The sequence below is a fragment of the Chitinophaga oryziterrae genome, from assembly GCF_009758125.1.
GTDB classification, from domain to species: Bacteria; Bacteroidota; Bacteroidia; order Chitinophagales; family Chitinophagaceae; genus Chitinophaga; species Chitinophaga oryziterrae.
In genome coordinates this window covers 122,548-135,535 of record NZ_WRXO01000008.1, presented here as the reverse complement: position 1 = coordinate 135,535, position 12,988 = coordinate 122,548, and the positions used below count along the sequence as shown (strand labels likewise).

The following is a 12,988-nucleotide window of genomic DNA, read 5'->3' as shown; positions in this document are numbered from 1 at the left end:
ACCAGCCTTTTTGTTTGGGGATTCTCTTTTATAGAATATGCTTTCCATAAAAGAGAACAGATGTACCCGTTATTACGGCAAATAATAAACCCGCAGCGTTTGTATAATGCTGCGGGTTTATTTATCAAAGAGAATATCAGAGGCTGCTTGTCTGCAAACGATTCGTTTCTATCCTTTTCACCAGGTCCAGTATCGGGCCTGTCATAAAAGTGGTAGCTAGTGCCATCAGTACCATCATCGCAAATATCTCAGGAGTCAGAATACCAAGGTCATAACCGATATTCAATACCACAAGCTCCATCAAACCCCTGGTATTCATCAACGCGCCTATCGCTAAAGAATCTGTCCAGGACTGTCCCATCAGTTTGGCCGCTGCAGCACTTCCTCCTAATTTACCGGATACCGCTACCAGCATGATCATCCCAAACACGGCCCAGAGATGCCCCTGACCCAGTAATCCGATCTGTGTACGTAAACCCGTAAAGGCAAAGAAGATAGGTAACAGTAATAAAACACTCACATCTTCCAGCTTATCCGTCAGCAACTTCTGAACAGAGACTTCTGCCGGCATGATCACACCTGCCAGGAAAGCCCCAAACAATGCATGAATACCAATTACCTCAGCAGACCATGCAGAAAATAACAATGTCAGGAACGCCAGCGCAACAATAGATTTTTCTTTACCCTTAGCGGCAAACTGTTTAAACTGTTTTGTGATCCAGGGTTTTATCACATACAGCATAACGCCCAGAAATACCAGCGCCATACCCAGCGTAAGCCCTGCACTCCATAAAGTACCGGCTTTCACAATAGTGATCACCACCGCAAGAATACACCAGGCCGTTACATCGTCCGCCGCCGCGCAGGTAATTGCCAGCAGGCCAAGAGGAGTTCCGCTCAGCTTACGCTCCTGTACAATACGCGCCAGTACCGGAAATGCCGTGATACTCATCGCAATGCCCATGAACAGCGCAAAAGACAGGAAGCTCACATTCGCCGGAGAAAACTGCGGATATATATGATAAGCCAGCCATACCCCTAAAAAGAAAGGCACCACAATACTGGCATGACTGATCATCACCGCATCATGCGCTTTATTCTTTATCTTATGCGTATCCAGCTCCATACCTACTACGAACATAAAGAACGCCAACCCTATCTGACTAAGGAACTGTAAGTTTTTAAAGCTGTCTGCCGGGAACAGAAAAGCACTGGTATCGTGAGACAGCCAACCCAGCAGGGAAGGCCCGAGACAAATTCCTGCTACAATCTCACCTACCACGGCCGGTTGACCAATACGCCCGGCCAGCCAGCCGAACACACGCGCTGCTACCAATATTAATATGATCTGCAATAGCAATAATGCCAGCGGATGTTGTATATTATGTACTAAAGACGTCCATATAGTTTCATGAGTAGCAACTGTTGCCGCAGTTGATGAGGTGGTCGTAACAACTGGGCCGCTTTTTACCGATAACGCACTGCCCTGCTTTATAATAAACCAGGTCAGGCATCCGAAAAACCCTATAATAAGCGGGTACAACAACAATCGTTTATTCATATCATTCCTTATTAATTGAGAGAAAGATAATAATAAATATCCTGTTGAGGACATATTCACTCCTTTTACAATGTTAAATAGGTTTGAACTTTTTACTGAGTAATTGTAGCTTAGATACTCATACATTATATTGCCACGTATATGGATAACAGGAGAGATTTTATTAAGAAAGCCGCATTATTATCCAGCGGTGCTGGTTTATTGGGTGTATTACCCGCTTCTATTCAAAAAGCATTAGCAATCGATCCCGCTCCGGGCAGTACTTTCCTGGATGCTGAGCATATTGTTCTCCTAATGCAGGAAAACCGTTCATTCGATCATTGTTATGGTACATTGAAAGGCGTACGTGGTTTCAACGACCCACGGGCTATCACATTGCCAAATAAAAACCTGGTATGGTTGCAGTCCAACAAAGAAGGAGAAACATATGCCCCGTTCCGGCTGGACCTGAAAGATTCCAAAGCTACCTGGATGAGCTCTCTTCCTCATTCCTGGGAAAACCAGGTAGATGCCCGTAATGATGGTAAATATGATAAATGGCTGGATTCCAAAAGGTCCGGTAACAAGGAATATGCGGATATGCCGCTTACCATGGGGCATTATACCCGGGAAGATATCCCTTTCTATTATTCCCTGGCAGATGCCTTCACCGTTTGTGACCAGAATTTCTGTTCCTCCCTTACAGGCACTACCCCCAACCGTTTATACTTCTGGACAGGCACGCTTCGTTCCGGAGCAAAGGCCGACGGGCAGCCAAATGTCAGGAACAGTGAAGTGGATTATGGCTTCCCTGCCAACTGGACTACCTTCCCGGAAAGACTGGAAGATAACGGTGTCTCCTGGAAAGTATACCAGAACGAAATAAGTGCAGGAGTAGGATTTGAAGGGGATGAAGATGCCTGGCTGGCCAACTTCACAGATAACCCCCTGGAATGGTTCACACAATATCATGTAAGTTTTTCCATCCCGCATTATAAAGACGTACAGAAAAGAATTGCGCAGTTATCCGAAGAAATAAAAAATTCACCGGATGAAGAAAAGCAGAAAAAACTGACGGCACTGAAAGAGTACGCTGCCAAATGGCGGCCGGAGAAATTCGCGCAGCTTTCCCAGAAGGAAAGGAACCTGCATGAAAAGGCGTTTACTACCAATAAAAAAGATCCTGCTTATCATTCCATTACCACCCTTAATTATAAGGACGGAGATAAGGAGAGAACAATGACCGTTCCTAAGGGAGATGTTTTACATCAGTTCCGGGAAGATGTAAGGACCGGGCAGTTGCCTACCGTTTCCTGGCTGGTAGCTCCTGAGAACTTCTCAGATCATCCCGGTGCACCCTGGTACGGAGCCTGGTATGTATCCGAAGTAATGGATATCCTTACGCAGGACCCGGAAGTATGGAAAAAAACGGTCTTCATCCTGGCATACGATGAGAATGACGGAGATTTCGATCATATCCCTCCATTTGTATCACCACATCTGCCAGGAACAGGGCTCGCATCTAAAAGGATAAACACTGCTGCAGAATATGTAACCCGTGAACAGGAAATGAGTAAGCCCGGTATGGAAGCTGCCGACGTCAGGGAAAGCCCTATCGGCCTTGGGTACAGGGTACCGCTGGTAATCGCTTCTCCCTGGAGCAGGGGTGGATGGGTAAATTCACAGGTGTTTGATCACACTTCCGTCTTGCAGTTCCTGGAAGAATTCCTTGGTCATAAGACCAGGAAAAAGATCGTAGAAACTAATATCAGCCAGTGGCGCCGTACTGTTTGCGGAGATCTGACTTCCGTGTTCCGTCCGTACAACGGTGAAAAGATCACCCTGCCCAAATACCTGGATAGAGACCCTTTTATAGAAAGCATCCATAAGGCACAATTTAAGAAAGTGCCATCCGGCTTCCATAAGCTGACGGCAGCGGAAATTGCCGCCATCAACCAGAATCCTGCGGCCTCTCCACTGATGCCCAGGCAGGAAGAAGGGATCAGTAACTCCTGTGCGTTGCCTTATGAACTGACTGTGAACGGGCGTTTATCCGGAAAAGTATTTGCGATTGAATTCCAGGTAGGCAATACGCTGTTTAAAAAGAAGGCCGCCGGCGCACCATTTAACGTATACGCTCCGGGGAAATACCAGTCAAGGCATAACAACAAAATGGAAGCGGTAAGAACATGGTCTTACGCTGTGTCGGCAGGAGACGAACTAACCGACAAATGGCCGCTGTCCCAGTTTGAAAATGAAGAATACCACCTGAAAGTGTATGGGCCTAATGGCTTCTTCCGCGAGTTCAAAGGAGATAAGGATGATCCTAAGATGGAAGTCTACTGCCATAATGAGGAGTTTACAGGAAATCTGAATATAGAATTCTCCAGCTCTGCTATGTACAGCATTGAAATTAAAGACAATGGCTACAAAAGCGGGGACCATTCATTCGTTATTCCGGGCAAGGGCAGCATCAGGCTGGACCTTAGCCAGAGTTTCGGCTGGTATGATTTCACTGTGAGGGCAAAAGGATACACAACATTTGAGCAACGCTTTGCAGGAAGAGTGGAAACAGGGAAGGCCGGTTTCACAGATCCGTTGATGGGAAGGGTAAAGCTCTGATTTTTCCGTTCCATCAATGTTGTAACAATTGTGGAATGATTATGGCGTTAAAGTATATATGAATAAAGCCGGATTTTGGGCAAATCCCGGAGCTGTGATAAAAGAGCATAAGCTCTTAACTGTTACGGTGTTGATCATTCTTTTGCTAAGATTAGCATTCATAGGCATCATGGGATTAATGCCCCAGGATGCTTACTACTTTTTCTATGGAGAGCATCCGGCCCTTTCATATTTTGATCATCCCCCCGCCATTGCCTATTTATTAAAAACATTCACAACTATATTTGGGAAGAAGGTATTCGCCATTAAACTGGCGGATACCTTTATCACCTTACTTACTTTATGCTCGTTCTATAAGCTGGCGGGATATTTCCTCAGTCCCCGCAGAACAGACAACGCCTTACTGGTGCTTTTTTCCACGCTGATGGTAACGATCCTGTCACTGGTTTCGACCCCCGATGTACCATTACTATTATGCTGGACCTTGTCTCTCTTATGCGTTTACAAAGCCGTTTTTCAGCATAAACAGGTTTGGTGGATACTGGCCGGTATCAGCATGGGCCTCACTTTCGATAGTAAGTATACCGGTTTGCTGATGCCCGCAGGTGTCGTATTGTTTTTGATATTATCGAATAAATACCGTCAACTGCTGTTCTCTCCCTGGAGCTGGTTAGCTGTATTGTTCTTTGGTATTACTATTAGTCCGGTCATCATATGGAATGTGCGTAATAACTTAGCTTCTTTCCGTTTTCAGTCGTCTGAAAGAGTCAATGGTTTCCATATTAACGTGGTTGATTTCCTTGGAGTAGTGGGGCATCAGGCGGCTATTCTCATGCCCGTATTATTATTTGCATTAATCTGGTTGTTATACCGGACCATTAAAAAATACAGTTGGAGAATAGCCACTATCCCTCAGAAGAAATTATTCCTTTTGTGTTTTTTCGTACCGGTATTTATGGGATTTTTTCTCGTATCATTTGTTACCTGGGTGAAATTAAACTGGATGATGCCTGCTTATATCACAGGTATTATATTAGTTGCGCCCTACTTCAGTAAGAAATGGATCCGCTGGCAATTATGGTTTGCGCTTGTGGTGCATCTGAGCATGGCCGCAGAATTATTGTTTTATCCGGTAGCCGTAAAATCAGATGATATCTGGGTAGGATGGGAGAGTATGACGAATGATGTAAAGATATTGCAGCATCAGTACCCAACGGATTTTATATTCTCTGCGGATGATTATAAAACAAGTGCGGTATTGAATTTTTACATGAATGAAATGGTATACGGACAGAATATTCTTGGTCGTCCTGCCTTACAGTTTGATTACATTGGTACGGACCTGAATAAGCTGAAAGGCAGGAATGCCTTATTCATCAACTCCCTTCCGGATGTAAAAGATGATTTTGATGAGAAGAAATTCGTTGCTGATCTGAATGGTTATTTTGATAATATCATACCATTAAAACCTATTGTTATTCACAGGAGTGGTAAAGTAGTAAGGAAATTCCTTGTATACAGATGTGTGAATTATCATCCGGAATTCATTTCGCGTAAGCCTTAACAAGGATAAGGTCACTCATCTTAATAGCATTATACTTAGCTGTTAAATGCAGATATCACCTTTATTAATTAATTGTCACTCCTACAGCTTATTTTTATTTACCCCTTTTTTCATCGGGATGTTTTTGTATTTTTAGGAATACGGGGGATATTTCCACTTATTTTGCTAAGGGGTGAACAGGATGTACAATAGTGAGCATAGAGAAGATGATCTGTTGCAACGGATAGCTGCCGGAGACGAAGCTGCGTTTGCAGGATTATTCCATACCTACCATAACAGGTTGGGTGGCTTTGTGTTGGGCTGGACTAAATCCGCCGCTCTGGCTGAAGAAATCGTCCAGGATGTATTCATGAAGATCTGGACACAGCGGGAACGCTTATCAGAAATTAAACAGATAGACAGCTATTTATATATCCTGGCCCGTAACGAGGCATTCAACTGCCTGCGTCAGGCCGCCAGGGAACGTGTACGCCGGGAAACCTGGGAACACGAACAGGATGCAGCACCAGCCGCAGAAGAGAATGACTATACCCCATTAATAGAACAGGCTGTGGCCAAACTCCCCACCCAGCAAAAGAAGGTGTACCTGCTGAAACAGCATCACCGCATGGCATACGCAGAAATCAGCCGTCACATGCAAATCTCTCCCGAAACCGCCCGTAAACACCTGTCAGCAGCCTTACGCTCTATTACTCTTTATGTACGCACCCATCTCCATCATATCATTATACTCCTCCTTACAAAGTTTTTTTAAAATAATCCGGAACGGACTACCCGGTTTTGTTTTTCCTGGTGTCTTTAATATACAAGGAACCAAAATCATCAACCGATGTCTGACCTGGAATTACAAGATCTGATGCGCCGTTATTTCAATGGTACAGCCACTCCCGAAGAGGAAGAAGCGCTGATGCGATGGCTGTCGGACAGCAAGAACGAAGCTGCCGTAAAAGCTGTAATGGATGATGTGTGGAAAGACAGCACGGATGCGCCTGACATATATACAGAAGAACAAAGCAGGCAATTATTACAAAACATACTCTCCGTAAAGGTAAAACATACTAACAGGACCATCTGGTGGAGTGCCGCCGCTGCGGTACTATTATTAATTCTGGCCGGTGGCTGGTGGGTAAGAACAGAAAACAAACGACCTATCGCAGGGCAATCCATTAAAGATATTGGTCCTGGTGGCAACAAAGCTACCCTCACCCTCGCTAACGGCTCTGTAATCGTGCTGGAAGACGCTAAAAACGGCGCATTAAGCAAGCAAGGTACAGTTACCGTAGTAAAGCTAAAAAGCGGCCAATTGGCCTATAATAATGAAAACGGGAAGAGTAAGGAACCGGCAGCGCTGAATACACTCGCCACGCCAAGAGGAGGGCAGTACCAGGTGACGCTGCCGGATGGTACCATCGTATGGCTAAATTCCGCCAGCAGCATTACTTTCCCCACCTCCTTCACTGGCAGGAACAGGGAAGTAGCCTTAAAAGGGGAAGCCTATTTTGAAGTAGCCGCCAATGTGAAGCAGCCTTTTATGGTGAAAGTGAATAAGATGGAAGTGCAGGTATTAGGCACCAGCTTCAATCTGATGGCTTATTCAGATGAACAGACCGTGAAGACCACCCTGGTGGACGGAGCCGTAAAAGTAGTACAGGAAAGTAAGGACGTCATCCTGAAACCTGGTCAGCAGGCACAAACAGATAACAACGGAGATATAAAAGTAGTAAAGGCGGATCTCGATGCAACCATTGCATGGAAGAACGGACTCTTTACTTTTAATGATGCAACAATAGAAGATGTAATGCGCCAGCTTGGCCGGTGGTATGATATGGAGATTGTTTATCCGGAAGGCATTCCACAGGACCACTTCCGGGGGGAAATGTTCAGGAATGAGAACATGTCTTCAATATTAAAAATCCTGAAAGCAAGCGGCGTAAACTTTAGCATACAAGGCAGGAAGATCATAGTAAAGCCTTAATCAACTAATAATCAACCGCGTTATAAAACTATGGACAAAGCACCGTAAGGAAAGACTGCCCATATACCGCAAAAAAAGGGGCGATTGAGCCCGCCCCTGAATGCCCGGGCCACGTTAGAAACAATCCGCTAAGACTATTTATTACTTAAACCCAAACACTGCAAAGTTATGCAATTGCATGATTATGTAAGGGCCACTTCTTTATCGTGGCTTTTACCAACCAAAATCGCAGCCCGCTGCAAGGGTGCTATAATGTACCGTAAAATTCTGCTTGTTATGAAAATGACTGTTTTTTTGCTCACTATTGCCTTCCTGCAGGTTAACGCCACAGGATATGCACAAAAGTTGAGCCTGTCGTTGAAAGATCGTCCGCTGGAAGACGTATTCCGGGAGATCAGGAAGAAGACAGGGTACACTTTCTTTTATAAACTGGAAATGTTGCAGCAGGCTAAAAAGGTAAGCGTAAGCGTAGAAGATGAAGACCTGCACGAAGTGCTGGACATTATCTTCAAAGATCAGCCTCTTACCTATGAAATGGTGAATAAAACTGTGGTGGTAAAGGCTAAGCAGCCCGGGAGCCACACCACTATGGTGGCTGTACCAGACGTGGCACCTGCCCTGACCGTAGTGGGAAAAGTAACTGATGACAAAGGCAATCCCTTACCTGGTGTATCCGTACAGGTAAAAGGTACCACCAAGGGTACACAAACCAGCGCTACTGGTGAATACAGCCTCAGTGGCGTAGCTGACAATGCCGTGCTGGTATTCAGCTTTATAGGATTCCAGTCGCAGGAAATAATCGTAGGTGGCCGCAGCAACATTGCTGTATCCATGCTCACCAGCTCCCTGGGGCTCAGTGATGTGGTAGTAGTTGGATATGGCAGTCAGAGCCGCCGGGCATTAACCAGCGCCGTAACTTCCATAAAGAGTGAAGACCTGAACCGTACCCCCTCCAACGACCCTGCACAGTTATTACAGGGTAAAGTACCCGGATTAAACGTTACCAGTAGCGGTGATCCGAATAAAACGGCTACCATGGTACTGCGCGGTGCTTCTACATTGCGTACCGGCGCTGCACAACAGCCTTTTTATGTAGTGGATGGTGTACCGGGCGTAGACATCACATTGATCGCACCGGATGATATCGCCTCTATCGATGTACTGAAAGATGCTGCGGCTACTTCAATTTATGGTACACGTGCAGCAAATGGTGTGATTATGGTAACGACCAAAAGAGCGAAGAGTGGACAATCACAATTATCATACAGCGGTTATGTAGGTTTCGAGAAAGTGTCTAACAAGATGAAGATGATGAATGCTTCCCAGTTGAGAGACTTTGTAACGAAGAACAGCCTTGCATTTGATCCTATTGATGACCAGGGAGGCAACACAGACTGGCAGAAAGAAGTAGAACGTAAAACCGGCATTTCGCATAATCATAATATATCAGTAAGTGGAGGAAGTGATAAAACCTTATATAGTGTAAGTCTTAATTATTTTAAGAAAGAAGGGATTATCAAAGGGACTCAGTCAGAGCGTTACAATGGCCGTTTGTTCATTGAGCAAAAGGCTTTTGATGATAAACTGAAACTGGGCTTCTCTCTCAGTAATTCAGTGACCAATGCCGACAATATCCCTAACCTGCAGGTGACTGATCTGACAAGTGCAACAAATTCTCCGGAGAATACCAACAAAGGTTATCTGTTGGAGAACATGGTAAAGTATTTACCGACTGTTCCTGTATACCAGGCAAACGGTAGTCTGACAGAGAACTTTAAACGTGAAAAATATTTCAATCCGGTAGGGCTGCAAACCAATGCATTTAATAAGCTGCAGACCAAGGCAATGATCGCAAATGTGACTGCAGAACTGAAGTTGCCTTTTGGGTTTAAATACAATGTCAGCCTGGCCTGGCAGAACGTTCAGAAAACAGGAGGCACTTATTATAACAGCTATTATACTACCAACTATAATTCTTTGCTGCCTACAGGGGCCACCAATGGTCTTGCTTACAGAACATCTTTCCAGAATACCAACACTATTGCAGAAACCTACCTGACCTATGATAAAAAATTAGGAGCTCATTCCATTAATGCACTGGTAGGTTATTCTTATCAGCAGGATGGTAATAATGATGGGTTCCAGAGTAATAACTACAATTTCCCTTCCGATGCATTGGGATATTATGGTATTAGTCTTGGCAGCAGTGGATCAGGTTACAAAGTAGACTGGGGAAATAACTATTATACCAAACTGCGTCTTATATCGGACTTTGCCAGATTGAATTATAATTATGCAGGTAAATACTTCCTGCAGGCAGCTGTAAGACGTGACGGTTCTTCTGCTTTTGGTAAAAATCATCAATGGGGATATTTCCCTTCCATATCAGCAGCATGGAACATTACCAGCGAAGAATTCATGAAAGGACAGCATATTATTGATGAACTGAAATTACGCGGAGGTTATGGTATTACAGGTAACTCTCTTGGTTTTGATCCTTATGTTTCAAGACTGCAATTTGGTTTTGCCGGTAACTTCTATTACAACGGATCGTATGTAAATGCTATAGGAGCTACACAGAACGCTAATCCTGATCTGCGCTGGGAAAAGACAGCCATGAGTAATATCGGTATCGATTATGCCCTGTTAAACGGACGCATTACAGGTACGGTAGATGTGTATAATAAGAAGACATCGGATCTGATATGGGATTATCCCGTAGCAACCACACAATATCCAGTAGGGACTTTAACTGCGAATGCAGGAACAATGACCAATAAAGGGATAGAGATCAGTATTAATGTGACGCCCGTAAAAAGCAAGGACTTCTCATGGGTTACTTCCCTGAACGTGGCGCATAATAAAAACAATATTGAATCTATGTCCAACAGCCGGTTCAGACTGGATTCCATTGCATTGATGCAACCGGATGGCGGCGGACAGACGAACGCTACACTGCAGTTGATAAAGTCAGGCCATCCTATAGGACAGTTCTTCACTTTTAAATATGCAGGCAAGGATGCAAACGGTGTTTCGCAGTTCTATAATTCAAAAGGAGAGGTTACTTCGAATGTAACTTCACTTACGAATCAGAAGGATTATTATTATGCCGGTAATGCACAGCCTAAATTATTGCTGGGCTGGAATAATACAATTAACTATAAGCAATTGTCAGTTAATTTCTTCTTCCGTTCCACCTTAGGTAACCATATCTTCAATGCTACCCGGGCGGATCTGAACAGACCAGCTACTGCCAGTATCAATAACCTGCTGGTATCTTCAGCCGACGAATCTGCAAAGGATGGTAACGCCTACAGGTATTCAACCCGTTTTATTGAGAAGGGAGATTATGTGAGACTGGATAATGCAACAGTTGCTTACACCTTTAAGAACGTTGCAAAGAACTTACATTCTCTTCGTGTATATGTAAGCGGTAATAATCTGTTCACTATTACAGGATATAAAGGCATTGATCCTGAGGTAAACCTGGGCGGTTTAACTCCTGGTGTGGACTCAAATAATTTCTATCCTAAAACGCGCACTATCCTGGTAGGATTAAACGCTTCGTTTTAAATAAATAAAATTAGTAGTTATGAATAAGCTTCTTCAACATATATTATTCACATTTCTGGTGGCAGGTTGTTTAAGCGCCTGTCATAAGCTCGATATGCCTGTGGAGAGTAAACTGAATCCTGAGAACTTTCCACTAACACAAGCGCAGGCTATTCTGGCATCCGGTCCGGTGTATACTGCTTTTGCCAATGCTAACCTTACCAGGGAATTCTGGTTCATGCAATCATTAAGTACCGATGAAAGCATATTACCTGCAAGAGGGGGTAACTGGCTTGATGGTTCTAAGTACCAGCAGATGCATCTGCATACCTGGAATGCTGATAATGGTAATGTGGGCGCCGGATGGACATTGCTGACCTCTACTATCAGTACCTCTAACCTGGTGCTGTCTATCCTTGCCTCTTCTGCAGCAACACCTGATCCGCAGATCGTTGGAGAAGTAAAGACTATGCGTGCACTGTCTTATTATTTTATGATGGACAACTTTGGTAATGTTCCGGTGACTACTGCTTTTGGAGATACCACACAGCCCGGCACTACCAAACGTGCAGATGTATTTGCCTTCATTGAGAAAGAGGTGCTGGCCGCATTGCCGAGTCTCAGTACAACGGTAGGTACCAGTACCTACGGCCGGCCAACAAAGTATACTGCATTTGCATTACTGGCTAAAATGTATCTGAACTCAGTAGTCTATACCGGTACCGACCGGTATGCTGATGCTGTGAGAATGTGCGATAGTATTATCAGTTCCGGTAAGTTCGGGCTGGAAAGTAACTACAAAGCTATGTTCGCTATCAATAACGGCCCCAATACCGGTGGTGGTAAGGAGTTCATCTTTGCAGTACCTAATACAAATGCGGCAACAAGCAGTGGCCAGACAACCGGACAGTTCTTTGCGCGGTATTATCTGCACAGAGCCATGAAAGCCAAATATCACCTGCCTTATACACCCAGTGGTGCTGTAAGTATAATGCCGGAATATTACAGTTACTTTAATCAGACGGGCGATGTACGAAATGATCTCTTTTTAAGGGGCAAACAGTATGATTACAGCGGGAATCCTATTGTGATCTCCACGACCAATGTAGGTTATGATGCCAGCTACTCCGGTAGTGATCCAACAGCCGCATATAACTACGAGTTGAACCTTACCCCGGATATCGTGCTTACCGATGTGAAGAACTTTGATGCCGGTAATGATGAAAAGAGCTGGGCAGAAGGATACCGTTGTATTAAATTCTATCCGGACAGTACCTCTACTTCCCGTAACCAGGATAATGACTTCCCGATTTTCCGGTATGCAGATATCCTTCTCATGAAGGCCGAAGCTATTCTGCGTGGGGCCGCTGCGACCAACGGTCAAACAGCGCTCTCCCTTACCAATGATGTAAGAACTATCCGTAATACGACAGCTTTAACCGCTGTAACGCTGGACGATCTGTATGCAGAAAGAAATCGTGAATTGGTATATGAAAGCTGGCACAGGAATGATATGATCCGCTTCGGTAAGTTTGAAGGCTCCTGGGGATATAAAACGGATGCAGATCTAAACCACCGCATCTATCCTATACCCACTTTTGCCAGAGCATTGAATCCTAAGCTGGATCAAAACCCCGGCTATTAAAATAGTTCATTTTGCATTTGTTTTTTTATATCTTATCGGGGCATTGGGGCTGACAACTGGTCAGCCCCGCCCTCGTTATGAATATAAAAT

The 12,988-nt window shown here is 44.5% G+C and carries 7 protein-coding genes; 6 read left to right on the top strand and 1 reads right to left on the bottom strand.

The features are described from left to right. Positions 1–136: 136 nt before the first annotated feature. Complete coding sequence (locus tag GO495_RS23525) at positions 137–1,561, bottom strand: cation:proton antiporter (protein ID WP_157302347.1); 1,425 nt, start codon at positions 1,559–1,561, stop codon at positions 137–139. A 141-nt stretch (positions 1,562–1,702) separates the two neighbouring features. Between GO495_RS23525 and GO495_RS23520 the strand changes: the two genes are divergently transcribed. The 6 genes from GO495_RS23520 to GO495_RS23495 all read left to right on the top strand — a co-directional run bounded on the left by GO495_RS23520 (position 1,703) and on the right by GO495_RS23495 (position 12,898). Then, a complete protein-coding gene (locus GO495_RS23520; protein WP_157302346.1) occupies positions 1,703–4,162 on the top strand; it encodes a phosphocholine-specific phospholipase C in 2,460 nt (819 codons plus the stop codon). A 58-nt stretch (positions 4,163–4,220) separates the two neighbouring features. After that, positions 4,221–5,726, top strand: a complete 1,506-nt coding sequence (locus GO495_RS23515) for an ArnT family glycosyltransferase (protein WP_157302344.1) — start codon at positions 4,221–4,223, stop codon at positions 5,724–5,726. Between the two features lie 181 nt (positions 5,727–5,907). Further along, positions 5,908–6,480, top strand: a complete 573-nt coding sequence (locus tag GO495_RS23510; protein ID WP_240915316.1) for an RNA polymerase sigma factor — start codon at positions 5,908–5,910, stop codon at positions 6,478–6,480. 75 nt (positions 6,481–6,555) lie between these two features. Continuing rightward, complete coding sequence (locus GO495_RS23505; RefSeq protein WP_157302340.1) at positions 6,556–7,701, top strand: FecR family protein; 1,146 nt, start codon at positions 6,556–6,558, stop codon at positions 7,699–7,701. 276 nt (positions 7,702–7,977) lie between these two features. After that, positions 7,978–11,274 (top strand): TonB-dependent receptor, encoded by a 3,297-nt coding sequence (locus GO495_RS23500; RefSeq protein ID WP_157302338.1) that lies wholly within the window; start codon positions 7,978–7,980, stop codon positions 11,272–11,274. A 19-nt stretch (positions 11,275–11,293) separates the two neighbouring features. Beyond that, complete coding sequence (locus tag GO495_RS23495) at positions 11,294–12,898, top strand: RagB/SusD family nutrient uptake outer membrane protein (protein ID WP_157302336.1); 1,605 nt, start codon at positions 11,294–11,296, stop codon at positions 12,896–12,898. Positions 12,899–12,988 lie beyond the last annotated feature (90 nt).